This window comes from Ramlibacter tataouinensis (assembly GCF_001580455.1).
In the GTDB taxonomy this organism is placed as follows: Bacteria; Pseudomonadota; Gammaproteobacteria; order Burkholderiales; family Burkholderiaceae_C; genus Ramlibacter; species Ramlibacter tataouinensis_B.
The window spans coordinates 2,978,324-2,991,088 of the sequence record NZ_CP010951.1; the positions used below are offsets into that span (position 1 = coordinate 2,978,324).

18 protein-coding genes are annotated in these 12,765 nt (G+C 68.9%); 15 read left to right on the forward strand and 3 right to left on the reverse strand.

Annotated elements, in window-relative coordinates:
* The first annotated feature begins 1 nt into the window (after position 1).
* The 12 genes from hisC to tatC all read left to right on the forward strand — a co-directional run bounded on the left by hisC (position 2) and on the right by tatC (position 7,189).
* Complete coding sequence (hisC, locus tag UC35_RS14080; RefSeq protein WP_061500737.1) at positions 2 to 1,084, forward strand: histidinol-phosphate transaminase; 1,083 nt, start codon at positions 2 to 4, stop codon at positions 1,082 to 1,084.
* Positions 1,081 to 1,677 carry an imidazoleglycerol-phosphate dehydratase HisB gene (gene hisB, locus UC35_RS14085; protein ID WP_061500739.1) on the forward strand — a complete coding sequence of 199 codons (597 nt, stop codon included), beginning with the start codon at positions 1,081 to 1,083 and terminating at the stop codon, positions 1,675 to 1,677. The genes hisC and hisB overlap by 4 nt, the downstream gene beginning before the upstream one ends.
* A 43-nt stretch (positions 1,678 to 1,720) precedes the next feature.
* Positions 1,721 to 2,365 (forward strand): imidazole glycerol phosphate synthase subunit HisH, encoded by a 645-nt coding sequence (gene hisH, locus UC35_RS14090; RefSeq protein ID WP_061500740.1) that lies wholly within the window; start codon positions 1,721 to 1,723, stop codon positions 2,363 to 2,365.
* A 45-nt stretch (positions 2,366 to 2,410) separates the two neighbouring features.
* Entirely contained in the window at positions 2,411 to 3,154 is a 744-nt protein-coding gene (hisA, locus tag UC35_RS14095) for a 1-(5-phosphoribosyl)-5-[(5-phosphoribosylamino)methylideneamino]imidazole-4-carboxamide isomerase (RefSeq protein ID WP_061500742.1), read from the forward strand.
* A gap of 23 nt (positions 3,155 to 3,177) precedes the next feature.
* Positions 3,178 to 3,957 carry an imidazole glycerol phosphate synthase subunit HisF gene (hisF, locus tag UC35_RS14100; protein WP_061500744.1) on the forward strand — a complete coding sequence of 260 codons (780 nt, stop codon included), beginning with the start codon at positions 3,178 to 3,180 and terminating at the stop codon, positions 3,955 to 3,957.
* Positions 3,958 to 4,015: 58 nt separating this feature from the next.
* A complete protein-coding gene (gene hisI / locus UC35_RS14105; RefSeq protein ID WP_061500747.1) occupies positions 4,016 to 4,414 on the forward strand; it encodes a phosphoribosyl-AMP cyclohydrolase in 399 nt (132 codons plus the stop codon).
* Positions 4,411 to 4,773: a phosphoribosyl-ATP diphosphatase gene (locus tag UC35_RS14110; RefSeq protein ID WP_061500749.1), complete on the forward strand. Its 363-nt coding sequence runs from the start codon at positions 4,411 to 4,413 to the stop codon at positions 4,771 to 4,773. Before hisI ends, UC35_RS14110 begins: the two co-directional genes overlap by 4 nt.
* 3 nt (positions 4,774 to 4,776) lie before the next feature.
* Positions 4,777 to 5,130: a DUF4870 family protein gene (locus tag UC35_RS14115; RefSeq protein WP_061500751.1), complete on the forward strand. Its 354-nt coding sequence runs from the start codon at positions 4,777 to 4,779 to the stop codon at positions 5,128 to 5,130.
* Positions 5,131 to 5,216: 86 nt separating this feature from the next.
* Positions 5,217 to 5,576 carry a histidine triad nucleotide-binding protein gene (locus tag UC35_RS14120; protein WP_061500753.1) on the forward strand — a complete coding sequence of 120 codons (360 nt, stop codon included), beginning with the start codon at positions 5,217 to 5,219 and terminating at the stop codon, positions 5,574 to 5,576.
* Positions 5,577 to 5,651: 75 nt separating this feature from the next.
* A complete protein-coding gene (tatA, locus tag UC35_RS14125) occupies positions 5,652 to 5,903 on the forward strand; it encodes a Sec-independent protein translocase subunit TatA (RefSeq protein ID WP_061500755.1) in 252 nt (83 codons plus the stop codon).
* A 33-nt stretch (positions 5,904 to 5,936) separates the two neighbouring features.
* A complete protein-coding gene (gene tatB / locus UC35_RS14130; protein WP_061500757.1) occupies positions 5,937 to 6,410 on the forward strand; it encodes a Sec-independent protein translocase protein TatB in 474 nt (157 codons plus the stop codon).
* Positions 6,410 to 7,189: a twin-arginine translocase subunit TatC gene (gene tatC / locus UC35_RS14135; protein WP_061500759.1), complete on the forward strand. Its 780-nt coding sequence runs from the start codon at positions 6,410 to 6,412 to the stop codon at positions 7,187 to 7,189. The genes tatB and tatC overlap by 1 nt, the downstream gene beginning before the upstream one ends.
* A 22-nt stretch (positions 7,190 to 7,211) precedes the next feature.
* Here tatC and UC35_RS14140 read toward each other — a convergent pair whose 3' ends face one another.
* Complete coding sequence (locus tag UC35_RS14140) at positions 7,212 to 8,366, reverse strand: trypsin-like peptidase domain-containing protein (protein WP_061500761.1); 1,155 nt, start codon at positions 8,364 to 8,366, stop codon at positions 7,212 to 7,214.
* 65 nt (positions 8,367 to 8,431) lie between these two features.
* Positions 8,432 to 9,685 carry a hypothetical protein gene (locus tag UC35_RS14145; RefSeq protein WP_061500763.1) on the reverse strand — a complete coding sequence of 418 codons (1,254 nt, stop codon included), beginning with the start codon at positions 9,683 to 9,685 and terminating at the stop codon, positions 8,432 to 8,434.
* A 103-nt stretch (positions 9,686 to 9,788) separates the two neighbouring features.
* Between UC35_RS14145 and UC35_RS14150 the strand changes: the two genes are divergently transcribed.
* Positions 9,789 to 10,547: a Nif3-like dinuclear metal center hexameric protein gene (locus UC35_RS14150; protein ID WP_061500765.1), complete on the forward strand. Its 759-nt coding sequence runs from the start codon at positions 9,789 to 9,791 to the stop codon at positions 10,545 to 10,547.
* Entirely contained in the window at positions 10,544 to 11,590 is a 1,047-nt protein-coding gene (pdxA, locus tag UC35_RS14155; RefSeq protein WP_061500767.1) for a 4-hydroxythreonine-4-phosphate dehydrogenase PdxA, read from the forward strand. The genes UC35_RS14150 and pdxA overlap by 4 nt, the downstream gene beginning before the upstream one ends.
* On the opposite strand, the gene mscL is transcribed toward pdxA, so the two are convergent.
* Positions 11,574 to 12,014 carry a large conductance mechanosensitive channel protein MscL gene (gene mscL, locus UC35_RS14160; RefSeq protein WP_061500769.1) on the reverse strand — a complete coding sequence of 147 codons (441 nt, stop codon included), beginning with the start codon at positions 12,012 to 12,014 and terminating at the stop codon, positions 11,574 to 11,576. The two genes, pdxA and mscL, sit on opposite strands and share 17 nt — an antisense overlap.
* 143 nt (positions 12,015 to 12,157) lie before the next feature.
* Here mscL and petA point away from each other — a divergent pair, with 143 nt between their 5' ends.
* Positions 12,158 to 12,757, forward strand: a complete 600-nt coding sequence (petA, locus tag UC35_RS14165) for a ubiquinol-cytochrome c reductase iron-sulfur subunit (RefSeq protein WP_061500771.1) — start codon at positions 12,158 to 12,160, stop codon at positions 12,755 to 12,757.
* The last annotated feature ends 8 nt before the right edge of the window (positions 12,758 to 12,765 follow it).

Consider the following 12,765-nt stretch of genomic DNA (forward strand, 5'->3'; position numbering starts at 1 on the left):
AATGACCACGAGGGACCTGGACCGCATCATCGCCAGCCGCATCCGCCAGGACGTGCAGTCGATGCACGCCTACGCCATCCAGGATTCGCGCGGGCTGATCAAGCTGGACGCGATGGAGAACCCGCACCGGCTGCCGCCGGCGCTGCGGCAGAAACTGGGCGAGCGGCTGGCCGAAGTGGCGCTGAACCGCTACCCCGGCGACCGTGTCCACGAGCTGCGTGCCGCACTGGCGCGCCATGCCGCCATGCCCGAGGGCTTCGACCTGATGCTGGGCAACGGCTCGGACGAGCTGATCTCGCTGCTGGCGATGGCCTGCGACGTGCCCGGCGCCGCCATCCTGGCGCCGCTGCCCGGTTTCGTGATGTACGCCATGAGCGCGCAGCTGCAGGGCCTGAAGTTCATCCCGGTCGACCTGACCCCCGACTTCGAGCTCGACGAGGCCGCCATGCTGGCGGCCATCGAGCGGCACCAGCCCGCCATCGTGTACCTCGCCTATCCGAACAACCCCACCGCCAACCTGTGGGACGACGCGGTGATCGAGAAGATCATCGAGGCGGCGCCCGGGCTGGTGGTGATCGACGAGGCCTACCAGCCGTTCTCCAGCCGCAGCTACATCGACCGGGTGGCGCGGCATCCGCACGTGCTGCTGATGCGCACCCTGAGCAAGTTCGGGCTGGCGGGCGTGCGCATCGGCTACATGCTGGGGCGCAAGGCGCTGGTCCGGGAGATCGACAAGGTTCGCCCGCCCTACAACATCAGCGTGCTCAACAGCGAATGCGCGCTGTTCGCGCTGGAGCACGAGCCGGTGTTCGCCGCCCAGGCCGCGCAGATCCGCGAGGAACGCGGCCGCATCCAGCGGGCGCTGGGCGCGCTGCCCGGCGTCCGGAGCTGGCCGAGCGACGCCAACATGATCCTGGTGCGCGTGCCCGACGCGGCCCGGACCTTCGACGGCATGAAGGCGCGCGGCGTGCTGGTCAAGAACGTTTCTAAAATGCACCCATTGCTGGCCAATTGCCTGCGCCTGACGGTCGGAACCGCCGAGGAGAACGCACGCATGCTGGAGGCCCTGCACGCATCCCTATGAGCACTGCACGTACCGCCGAAATCACCCGCAACACGCAGGAGACCAAGATCACCGTGCGCGTCGACCTTGACGGCACGGGCCGGGCCAAGCTGTCCACCGGCATTGGCTTCTTCGACCACATGCTGGACCAGATCGCCCGGCACGGCCTGATCGACCTGGACGTGCTGGCCGAGGGCGACCTGCACATCGACGGCCACCACACGGTGGAAGACGTGGGCATCACGCTCGGCCAGGCCGTGCTCAAGGCGGTGGGCGACAAGAAGGGCATCCGCCGCTACGGCCACGCCTACGTCCCGCTGGACGAGGCCCTGTCGCGCGTGGTCATCGATTTCTCCGGCCGCCCGGGGCTGGTCATGAACGTGCCGTTCAAGAGCGGCATGATCGGCAACTTCGACAGCCAGCTGGCGCACGAGTTCTTCCAGGGTTTCGCGAACCATGCGTTCGTCACCCTGCACATCGACAACCTGCGCGGCGAGAACGCCCACCACCAGTGCGAGACGGTGTTCAAGGCCTTCGCGCGCGCCCTGCGCGCCGCGCTGGAGCTCGACCCGCGCGCCGCCGGCAGCATTCCTTCGACCAAGGGCTCGCTCTGACATCCTGCGCCTGCCGCCGCGAGGCAGCTTCGAGATCGAACCGATGAGGACCGTCGCCGTCGTCGACTATGGAATGGGCAACCTGCGTTCGGTGGCGAATGCGGTGCGCCACGCCGCCCAGGGCAGCGGGGTGGAGGTGGTGGTCACGTCGCGGCCGGACGAGGTGCGCGCCGCCGAGCGCGTGGTGCTCCCCGGCCAGGGCGCGATGCCCGACTGCATGCGCGAGCTGCGCGACTCCGGCCTGCTGGAACCGGTGCTCGAAGCCGCGGCCGCCAAGCCCCTGTTCGGCGTCTGCGTGGGCATGCAAATGGTGCTGGAGCGCAGCCAGGAGGGCCCCACCGACGGGCTGGGCCTGATCGGCGGGGAGGTCGTCAGATTCGAGCTGGCCGGCCAGCTGCAGCCCGATGGCAGCCGCTACAAGGTGCCCCAAATGGGCTGGAACCAGGTGTTCCAGGCGCGCCCGCACCCCATGTGGCAGGGCGTGGCCGACGGCAGCTACTTCTACTTCGTCCACAGCTTCTACGCCCGCCCGTCCGATGCCCGCCACAGCCTAGGGGAAGCCGAGTACGGCACCCGCTTTACCGCCGCGCTTGGGCGCGATAATATTTTCGCGACCCAGTTCCACCCCGAGAAGAGTGCGGACCAAGGTTTGGCCCTTTACCGAAATTTCCTCAACTGGAACCCCTGAGCACGCTGCCGGCCGCGCGCCGGTGCCGGTCTCTTTCCGCTCCCTATGCTGCTGATCCCCGCCATCGACCTCAAAGACGGACATTGCGTGCGCCTGAAACAGGGCGACATGACGCAGGTCACGACCTTCGGCGAGGACCCGGCGGCCGTGGCACGCGGCTGGCTTGAAAAGGGCGCGCGCCGGCTGCACCTGGTCGACCTCAATGGCGCCTTCGCCGGCAAGCCGCAGAACTACGCGGCGGTGAAGTCCATCCTCAACGCGGTCGGCGACGAGATCCCGGTGCAGCTGGGCGGCGGCATCCGCGACCTGGACACCATCGAAAAGTACATCGACGGCGGGCTGCGCTACGTGATCATCGGCACCGCCGCGGTCAAGAACCCCGGCTTCCTGAAGGACGCCTGCTCGGCCTTCGGCGGCCACATCATCGTGGGGCTGGATGCCAAGGACGGCAAGGTGGCCACCGACGGCTGGAGCAAGCTCACCGGCCACGAGGTCGTCGACCTGGCGCGCAAGTTCGAGGACTGGGGCGTCGAGTCGATCATCTACACCGACATCGGGCGCGACGGCATGCTGACCGGCATCAACATCGAGGCCACGGTGAAGCTGGCGCAGGCCCTGCAAATCCCGGTGATCGCCTCGGGCGGCCTGTCGAACATGGCCGACATCGAAAAGTTGTGCGCCGTCGAAGACGAAGGCGTGGAAGGGGTGATCTGCGGCCGCGCGATCTACTCGGGCGACCTGGATTTCGCGAAGGCGCAGGCCAAGGCCGACGAACTGAACGGATCGTAGTCACTGGACTGAGAGGGCTTCCCGTGCTGGCCAAGCGCATCATCCCCTGCCTGGACGTCACCGGCGGGCGTGTCGTCAAAGGCGTCAACTTCGTCGAACTGCGCGACGCCGGCGACCCGGTGGAGATCGCCGCGCGCTACAACGAGCAGGGCGCCGACGAGCTGACGTTCCTGGACATCACCGCAACCAGCGACGGACGCGACCTGATCCTGCCCATCATCGAGCAGGTTGCTTCCCAGGTGTTCATTCCGCTCACCGTGGGCGGCGGCGTGCGCACGGTGGAAGACGTGCGGCGCCTGCTGAACGCGGGCGCGGACAAGACCAGCTTCAATTCCGCCGCCATCGCCAATCCGGACGTGATCTCGGCGTCCTCGGACAAGTACGGGGCGCAGTGCATCGTGGTGGCCATCGACGCCAAGCGCCGCACCCCCGAGGAGGCGCAGGCCCGCGGCCCCGGCTGGGACGTCTACAGCCACGGCGGGCGCCGCAACACCGGCCTGGACGCGGTCCAGTGGGCGGTCGAGATGGCGCGGCGCGGCGCCGGCGAGATCCTGCTGACCAGCATGGACCGCGACGGCACCAAGTCCGGGTTCGACCTCGAGCTCACGCGTGCCGTCAGCGATGCGGTGACGGTGCCGGTGATCGCTTCGGGCGGCGTAGGCAACCTCGAGCACCTGGCCGAGGGCATCCAGAAGGGCGGGGCCGACGCGGTGCTGGCCGCCAGCATCTTCCACTACGGCGAGTACACGGTGGGCCAGGCCAAGGCGCTGATGGCCAGCCGCGGCATCCCGGTCCGGCTGTAGGCGCCGGGGCCCTCCGGCGCCTCCGGAAGGCGCCGGCGCGATGGGCGACAATAGCCGCATGGACTGGCTCGATCAGGTCAAGTGGGACGCGCAGGGCCTCGTTCCCGTCATCGCGCAGGAGGCCGAAAGCAGCGACGTGCTCATGTTCGCGTGGATGGACCGCGAGGCGCTGCGCCTGACGGCGGAACTCGGGCGCGCCGTCTATCACAGCCGCTCGCGCGGCAAGTTGTGGTTCAAGGGCGAGGAATCGGGGCATGTGCAGACCGTGCACGAGATCCGGCTGGATTGCGACAACGACGTGGTGCTGTTGAAGGTGACGCAGCAGGGGCATGTGCCCTCGATCGCCTGCCACACCGGCCGCCACAGCTGCTTTTTCCGGCTTTACCGCGATGGGCAGTGGCACGACATCGAGCCGGTGCTCAAGGATCCCGACACCATCTACAAGCAGAACGCATGAACTCCGAAGACTCGCTGGCGCGGCTGGCGGCAGTGATCGAAAGCCGCAAGACGGCGCAGGGCGGCGACGCCGGGAAGAGCTACGTCGCGCGCCTGCTGCAGCAGGGGCCGGACGCGGTGCTCAAGAAGATCGGTGAGGAAGCCACCGAGGTGGTGATGGCCGCCAAGGACGCCGACCATGGCGGCGATCCGGGCCGGATCGTGTCCGAGGTGGCGGACCTGTGGTTCCACACGATGATCGCGCTGGCCCGCCACGGGCTGGGACCGGCGCAGGTCATCGCCGAGCTGGACCGGCGCGCCGGCACCAGCGGCATCGAGGAAAAGGCCTCGCGCGGGTCTCGCCCGCCGGGAGAGGGCTGAGCCATGGCCGAGACCGACTACGCCGCGTTTGCCGCCAAGACCCCCGGCGACCGCACCGTGATGCACGTGCTGTACGGGCTGCACACGGTGGCCTGGCTGAGCGGGGGCACTCTGGCCGTGATCGCGCTGATCGTCAATTACATCCGGCGCGCCGACGAGCAGGACCCGCTGTACGCCAGCCACCACAGCTACATGATCGCGACCTTCTGGTGGACGGTGCTGTGGCTGGTCGTCACCGGTCCGCTATGGTTCCTGCTCGTCTTGCCCGGCGCTGCCGCCTACACCATCATTGGCCTGTGGTACCTGTACCGGTGCCTGCGCGGCTGGCTGCGCTTTGCCGACGACCGCGCGCCCTGAAACCGGAAGAAATCCCGCCATGAGCCGCCCGGCCGCTCCGAAGGCTCATGGCACCGCAGCCCGCCAGGGCGGAGGTTATTCAATCGATGAGCCACGACCCCAACTGCATCTTCTGCAAGATCGTCCTCGGCCAGATCCCCTCGCGCAAGCTGCACGAGGACGACGAACTCATCGCCTTCCACGACATCCATCCGTGGGCGCCGGTGCATTTCCTGTTGGTCCCCAAGCTGCACATTCCCTCGATGGCCCAGGTGGGCCCGGAACATGCCGCGCTGCTGGGCCGGATGATGACGCTGGCGCCGCAACTGGCGTTCCGTGAAGGCTGCCGGCCCTATCCGGAGGGCGGCTTCCGCATGGTGGTGAACACCGGCGCCGACGGCGGCCAGGAGGTCCCCCACCTGCATCTGCACGTGTTCGGCGGCCCGCGTCCCTGGCTGAAGGGCTGAGCTGCAGCGAGGTCGCGAAGAGGCGAACTTCGCCTGCGCGACTAGAATCCCACCGAAGTGAGATAGGAGTAATCCATGGGTTCATTTTCCATTTGGCATTGGCTGATCGTGCTGCTGATCATCGTCCTGGTGTTCGGCACCAAGAAGCTCAAGAACATCGGCTCCGACATGGGCGCCGCGGTCAAGGGCTTCAAGGATGGCGTCCGCGAAGGCGGGACGACGCCGGAAACGCCCGTGCCGCCGAGCACCCAGAACCAGGTCACCTCGTCCCAGCAGCCGTCCGCCGACCGCGGCACGATCGATGTCGAGGCCAAGAACCGTTCATGACGGGGACGCGCCCGCAGCGGGTGAGCTGAAAGCATGATCGACCTCGGCATCGAGAAGATGATGGTGATCGGCGCAGTGGCGCTGATCGTGATCGGGCCCGAGAAGCTCCCGAGGGTCGCCCGCACCGTGGGCACCTTGCTCGGCAAGGCGCAGCGCTACGTGGCCGACGTCAAGGCCGAGGTCAATCGCTCGATCGAGCTCGAAGAGCTCAAGAAGATGAAGGAGCAGGTCGAGTCCGCCGCGCGCGACGTCGAGACCTCGATCAATACCGGCGCACGCGACCTGGAGCGCGAGCTCAACGCGGCGGCTTCGACGGCGGATGGCGCCGAGGCAAGCGCGGAGCTGGCGCCGCCGGTCGTTTTCCCCGAGTACCGGAACCCCCGCAAGAAGTGGCGCCTCAAGCAGGGCGCCACGCCCCAGTGGTACAAGGCGCGCAACGGCATTCGCACCAAGGCCTTGTCCGGGGCCGCGCGCGTGGCGCGCTATCGCCCGCAAAAATTTAACTGATGTCCGATCCAGAAGACGAGCTCGCAGGGACCGAGCAGCCCTTTGTCGCCCACCTCGTGGAGCTGCGCGACCGCCTGATCAAGGCGATGATCGCCGTCGGCGTCGTGGCAAGCGTGCTGTTCTTCTGGCCCGGCCCGGGCGCACTGTACGACGTGCTGGCGGCGCCGCTGATCGCGCACCTGCCCAAGAACGCCACGCTGATCGCCACCTCGGTGATCTCGCCGTTCCTGGTGCCGCTGAAGATCCTGCTGATGACGGCGTTCCTGATCGCGCTGCCGGTGGTGCTCTACCAGGCCTGGGCCTTCGTCGCGCCGGGGCTGTACTCGCACGAGAAAAAGCTGGTGCTGCCGCTCGTGGTCTCCAGCACGATCCTGTTCTTTGCAGGGGTGGCGTTCTGCTACTTCTTCGTGTTCGGCCAGGTCTTCAAGTTCATCCAGAGCTTCGCGCCCAAGAGCATCACGGCAGCGCCTGACATCGAGGCCTACCTCAGTTTCGTGCTGACCATGTTCATCGCCTTCGGCCTCGCGTTCGAAGTGCCGATCGTGGTGGTGGTGCTGGCCCGCCTGGGCATGGTGACCATCGAGAAGCTCAAGGCCTTCCGCGGCTACTTCATCGTCATCGCCTTCGTGATCGCCGCCGTGATCACGCCGCCCGATGTGGTGTCGCAGCTGGCGCTGGCGGTGCCGATGTGCCTGCTGTACGAAGTGGGCATCTGGGCGGCGCAGATCTTCATCCGCCACACCCGGGCGCCGGAAGAGACAGCCGCCACGGCCAAGTAGCGACCGCCGCCGCCGGGGCGACTCAGCGGGGCAGCCGTTGTGACTTGGGCCGCAGGCCCGGCGTCACGGTCACATCCATCCCGTCGTCGCGCCGCTGCACCTGGAACTTGGCCGGCGCGCCCGGCTTGAGCGCCGCCACGGTGCTGAGCAGTTCCGAGACATTGGCGATGTCGCGGCCCGCCACCTGCACGATCACGTCGCCCGGCCGGATGCCGGCCTGCGCGGCCGGGCCGTTCTGCAGCACGCCGGTGATCAGCACGCCGTGCCGCGCCTTGACACCGAAGGTCTGCATCAGCTCGGGCGAGAGCTCGGCCGGCTCGACCCCGATCCAGCCGCGCTTGACCACGCCTTCCTTGACGATGCCGTCGAGCACCAGCTTGGCGGTGTTCACCGGGATCGCGAAGCCGATGCCCATGCTGCCGCCGGAGCGCGAGTAGATCGCGGTGTTGATCCCCATCAGGTGGCCGTTGACGTCGACCAGCGCGCCGCCGGAATTGCCGGGGTTGATGGCGGCGTCGGTCTGGATGAAGTTCTCGAAGGTGTTGATGCCGAGCTGGTTGCGGCCCAGGGCACTGACGATGCCGCTGGTGACGGTCTGGCCGACACCGAACGGGTTGCCGACCGCCAGCACCTGGTCGCCCACCTGGAGCGCATCGGAGTTGCCCACCGTCATGACCGGCAGCCGGTCGAGCGCGATCTTGAGCACCGCCAGGTCGGTGTCGGGGTCGCTGCCGATCAGGGTGCCGCGCGCCCGCCGGTTGTCGTTGAGCACCACCTCGATTTCGTCGGCGCCCTCGATCACGTGGTTGTTGGTCAGGATGTAGCCGTCGGCGGTGACGATGACGCCGCTGCCCAGGCCCATCTGCGGCTGCGCGGGCTGGTCGCCGAAGAAGAAGCGGAACCAGGGGTCATTGGCCTGCGGGTGGCGTTCCGCCGCCTTCAGCGTGTTGATGCTGACCACCGCGGCCGAGGCCTTCTGCGCGGAGGCGCGCAAGCTGCCGGCCGGCGGCGGGCCGGTGACGGTGGCGGGCGCGCTCGGGGCCTCCACCAGCGCCACCCCGCGGCTCACCGCTTCGCCGGTGCGGCCCAGCCAGTCCGGCTTGAGCGTGGCGACCACGAAGTACGCGGCCAGCAGGACCGTGACGGACTGGGAGAACAGCAGCCAGAAGCGACGCATCGTGTAGGTTCGGCGCGGGGCCGTCGTTGTTTGGGCAAGTGTAGACCCGTGCTGCAACGGCGCGCTCAGGCGTGGCGCACGCGCCCCGCGTGGCCGCGACGGCGCGGGCCGAGCTGGGCCTGTTCGACCGGCACAACCTCGCCGGTGGCCGGGTCCATGGTGGCCGCGCGCGAGCGCATCGCGCGGGCGGCCGCGGCCATGCGCTGCGCATCGTGGAGGATGTCCTCGACCTCGCTGGCCGACCAGGCATTCAGGTGCACCACGCCGACGCCGACGTCGGGCTGCAATTCGAGCGGCTGGCCGTCGGCGGCGGTCACCCGCACCGGCCGGCGCACGCTGGTGGCGACGCGCAGGCCCAGCGTGCGCAGCCAGCCCGGGGAATGGATGGTTTCCACCAGCGAGACGAAGCAGCAGTCGTAGTAGCGCCCCACCGGATTGACGACGCCCAGCTGGCGCTGGATGCGCGAGGCGAGCACCACGAACAGCTCGTTGACGCCGGCCGTGCCGGCTTGGGCGGCCAGGCGCTCGACGTCGAACACCACGATGGCGAGCGCGGCGCCGTCGCGGCGACTGCGCCGGCGGCGGCGCTGCGCCTTGAGCAGCCGGCGCACCACCGCGGCGCCGCTCGCCAGCCGCGTGACCGGATCGAGCCGCGGCGCGCCGGGATCGGTACGCCAGCTCCGCCATAGATGCCGGTCGCGCTGCCACAGCGCTTGGCCGGTGAGGCCATTGGAGAGCGCCGCGCAGGCGGCGACCAGCACCTGCGCGGCCAGTCCCAGGGGAAGGTGCAGCGCCATGGCATACAGGCCGGCGATCGCCGGCAGCGTCAGCAGGCAGCCGGCCGCCATGAGGGGCGCGAGCCGGTCGCCGAGCAGGCCGGCCCTCACCGTGAGCCAGCAGGTGACCGTGCCACCGAGCAGCGACAGCGCCGCGGCGGCCGGCAGCTGCTGGCCGGCCGGCAGCGCCAAGCAGGCCAGCCCGCCCAGGGGCAGAACGATGGCCGTCACGCGCAGCCACGCCGACATCAGGCGATCGCGCTGCGCGGCATTGAGCCAGCCGCGGATCCAGAAGTTCGACAGCCCCACGCAGACCGGGCCGGCCAGCACCTGCGCCGGCAGCAGCAGGCGCGGATTCACCGGCGCCGCGTGCGACGCCAGCCCGCTTTCCACCAGCACGAACAGGAAGACGGTGAGGTGGTAGGCGATGCCCTGCAGCCGGGACTGGCTCGGGTTCGTCATGGCCTCCAGCAAGCGCGCGACCGCCATGGCGGCGATCGCGCCCAGCGCCAGGCTCCAGATCATCAGCTCCTGTCCCGCCACGGTTCCTCTCCTCGATTTGTTTACTAATTCATTATCACGTACTGCGACAGCCTGGGGCCGGCCCGAACCCATGGGCGAGAATCGGACTTTCCACGCACACCGAATGGCCAGCCCGCAACAGCTTCTCCAGGCTTTCGACAGCCTGCTCCAGCCCGAACGCTTCAAGGACTACGGCCCGAACGGCCTGCAGGTCGAGGGCAAGGGCGAGGTGCGCCGCATCGTGTCCGGCGTGACGGCCAGCCGCGCGCTGATCGAGGCGGCGGTGGCGGCGCAGGCCGATGCGATCTTCGTCCACCACGGCCTGTTCTGGCGCGGTCAGGACGGGCGCGTGACCGGATGGATGAAGCAGCGGCTGGCGCTGCTGCTGGCCCACGACATCAACCTGTTCGCCTACCACCTGCCGCTGGATGCGCATCCCGAGCTCGGCAACAACGCGCAGCTGGCGCGGCAGCTGGGCCTGGCGGCGCAGGCGCGCTTCGGCGAGCAGGACCTGGGATTCCTCGGCGGGCTCGAAGGCGGCGGCGCATTCGCTTCGGTGCAGCTGCTGGCCGGCCATGTGGAGATGGCGCTGGGCAAGACGCCGCGCTGGGTCGAAGGCGACGGCCGGCCGCTGCGCCGCATCGCCTGGTGCACCGGCGGCGCCCAGGGCTACTTCGAGGCCGCCATCGCGGCTGGGGCCGACGTGTTCATCACCGGCGAGATGTCGGAACCCCAGGCGCACTACGCGCGCGAGTGCGGCGTTGCCTTCCTGGCCTGCGGCCACCACGCCAGCGAGCGCTACGGCGCGCCGGCGGCCTGCGGCCATGTGGCGCAGCAGCTGGGCCTCGAACACCGTTTCATCGACATCGACAACCCGGCATGAGGCCCTTCGCGATCACCATGGGCGATGCCGCGGGCATCGGTCCCGAGATCATCGCCAAGGCCTTCCGCGATGCCCCCGAACTCGCGCGCGGGTGCTTCGTCGCCGGCGACGTGCAGGCGATCCGGCGTGGCGCCGGTGCCGTGCGGCATCCGGGCCAGGCCGCGCTGCCGGTGGCCGTGATCGAGTCGCCCGGCGAGGCGTGGGGAATGCCGCCGCGCTGCGTGCCCGTGCTCGAGGTGGGCAAGCTGGCGCGGCTGCCCGATTGGGGCCGGGTCAGCCCCGGCGCCGGCGCGGCTGCGGCCGATTGCGTGGTCTGGGCCGCGCGAGCCGCCTTGCGCGGCGACATCGCCGGCGTGGTCACCGCGCCGCTGCACAAGGAAGCCCTGGCCGCGGCCGCCGTCAACTTCCCCGGGCACACCGAACTGCTGCAGGCCCAGGCCGCCGCATGGCTGGGCCAGCCACTGGATCAGGTGCCGGTGCGCATGATGCTGGCCAGCGACGAACTGCGCACGGTCCTGGTCAGCATCCACGTGTCCATGCGCGAGGCGATCGAAGCGGTCACCTTCGACAACGTGCTGCAGACGCTGCGCATCACCCACGACTCGCTGTCGCGCCTGCTGGGACGGGCGCCGCACATCGGCGTCGCCGGCCTCAATCCGCATGCCGGTGAAGCGGGACTGTTCGGGCGCGAGGAGATCGAGGTGATCGCGCCGGCCGTCGCCGCCGCGCAGGCGCAGGGCATCGCGGCGAGCGGCCCCTTTGCCCCCGACACGGTCTTCATGCGGGCCCGCGCCAGGTCCGACGGCGCGGGCGAATTCGACGTGGTGGTCGCGATGTACCACGACCAGGGCCTGATCCCCGTGAAATACCTCGGACTCGGGCAAGGCGTCAACGTGACGCTGGGGCTGCCCTTCGTGCGCACCAGCCCGGACCACGGCACCGCCTTCGACCTCGCGGGCAGCGGCCGCGCCAACGCCTCCAGCCTGGTCGAGGCGATCCGGGTAGCGAAGTCGCTGGCCGGTGTCGCTACCGCGGCGCCCTGAGGCTGTCGCGGATCTCCCGCAGCAGGCGCACGTCCTCGGGCTCCGGGGGCGCAGCCGCCGCGGCCTGGTCCTGCTCCTGCTGGCGGCGCAGCCGGTTGATGGCGCGCACCATCAGGAAGATGATCCAGGCCAGCAGGATGAAGTTGACGACGACGGTGATGAAGTTGCCGTAGGCGAGCACGGGAACCCCGGCCTTCTTCAGGTCCGACAGCGCCATCGGCGTGCCCGCCGGCACGCTGCCCAGGACGACGAAGAGGTTGGAGAAGTCGAGCGAGCCGACCACCTTGCCGATCACCGGCATGATGACGTCGCCGACCAGCGAATCGACGATCTTGGAAAAAGCCGCGCCGATGATGACGCCGACCGCCAGGTCGATCACGTTGCCCTTGACGGCAAAGTCCCTGAATTCCTTGAGGATGGCCATGGACAGTCTCCTTCTCCTGAATGTGGCAGCAAGTATCGGGGGCACATCAGCGGTTTCGCAAGTGCTGAAGCGTTGAATTCGCCTGTGACGCTCCGCTACAATTGCGGGTTGACCCCAGTAAGCCATCATCCTCAAGGATCCCCATGAGTGACACTCCAATGGACGCCAGCAAGCGAACCTGGCTGATTGCGTCCAGTTGCGCCGGCGTTGTTGGCGCCGGGTTCGCGGCCGTCCCGTTTGTCAGGAGCTTCGAACCGTCCGAGCGCGCCAAGGCCGCCGGTGCCCCGGTGGAGGTCGACATCGGCAGTCTGAAGCCGGGCGAGAAAGCCACCGTCGAATGGCGCGGCAAGCCCGTGTGGATCCTCAGGCGCACCAAGGAGCAGGTGGACGAGCTGGCCAAGCTCGATGGCCAGCTGGCCGACCCGCTGTCCAAGCGCAAGCCGGACGAACTGACGCCGGAATACGCGCGCAACGAGGCCCGCTCGATCAAGCCCGAAGTGCTGGTGGTGGTCGGCATCTGCTCGCACCTGGGCTGCTCGCCCACCGACAAGCTGCAGGCCGGGCCGCAGCCCTCGCTGCCCGACGACTGGAAGGGCGGCTTCCTGTGCCCCTGCCACGGCTCGACCTTCGACCTGGCGGGCCGCGTGTTCAAGAACAAGCCGGCTCCGGACAACCTCGAGGTACCCCCGCACATGTACCTGTCCGATACGCGCCTGCTGATCGGCGAAGACAAGAAGGCTTGAGGCGCGAG

What these genes read in the sequence shown, in the direction of transcription:
- hisC (WP_061500737.1), top strand. Translation starts at nt 2, where the DNA reads ATGACCACGAGGGACCTGGACCGCATCATCGCCAGCCGCATCCGCCAG.
- hisB (WP_061500739.1), top strand. Translation starts at nt 1,081, where the DNA reads ATGAGCACTGCACGTACCGCCGAAATCACCCGCAACACGCAGGAGACC.
- hisH (WP_061500740.1), top strand. Translation starts at nt 1,721, where the DNA reads ATGAGGACCGTCGCCGTCGTCGACTATGGAATGGGCAACCTGCGTTCG.
- hisA (WP_061500742.1), top strand. Translation starts at nt 2,411, where the DNA reads ATGCTGCTGATCCCCGCCATCGACCTCAAAGACGGACATTGCGTGCGC.
- hisI (WP_061500747.1), top strand. Translation starts at nt 4,016, where the DNA reads ATGGACTGGCTCGATCAGGTCAAGTGGGACGCGCAGGGCCTCGTTCCC.
- UC35_RS14110 (WP_061500749.1), top strand. Translation starts at nt 4,411, where the DNA reads ATGAACTCCGAAGACTCGCTGGCGCGGCTGGCGGCAGTGATCGAAAGC.
- UC35_RS14115 (WP_061500751.1), top strand. Translation starts at nt 4,777, where the DNA reads ATGGCCGAGACCGACTACGCCGCGTTTGCCGCCAAGACCCCCGGCGAC.
- UC35_RS14120 (WP_061500753.1), top strand. Translation starts at nt 5,217, where the DNA reads ATGAGCCACGACCCCAACTGCATCTTCTGCAAGATCGTCCTCGGCCAG.
- tatA (WP_061500755.1), top strand. Translation starts at nt 5,652, where the DNA reads ATGGGTTCATTTTCCATTTGGCATTGGCTGATCGTGCTGCTGATCATC.
- tatB (WP_061500757.1), top strand. Translation starts at nt 5,937, where the DNA reads ATGATCGACCTCGGCATCGAGAAGATGATGGTGATCGGCGCAGTGGCG.
- tatC (WP_061500759.1), top strand. Translation starts at nt 6,410, where the DNA reads ATGTCCGATCCAGAAGACGAGCTCGCAGGGACCGAGCAGCCCTTTGTC.
- UC35_RS14140 (WP_061500761.1), bottom strand. Translation starts at nt 8,366, where the DNA reads ATGCGTCGCTTCTGGCTGCTGTTCTCCCAGTCCGTCACGGTCCTGCTG.
- UC35_RS14150 (WP_061500765.1), top strand. Translation starts at nt 9,789, where the DNA reads ATGGCCAGCCCGCAACAGCTTCTCCAGGCTTTCGACAGCCTGCTCCAG.
- pdxA (WP_061500767.1), top strand. Translation starts at nt 10,544, where the DNA reads ATGAGGCCCTTCGCGATCACCATGGGCGATGCCGCGGGCATCGGTCCC.
- mscL (WP_061500769.1), bottom strand. Translation starts at nt 12,014, where the DNA reads ATGGCCATCCTCAAGGAATTCAGGGACTTTGCCGTCAAGGGCAACGTG.
- petA (WP_061500771.1), top strand. Translation starts at nt 12,158, where the DNA reads ATGAGTGACACTCCAATGGACGCCAGCAAGCGAACCTGGCTGATTGCG.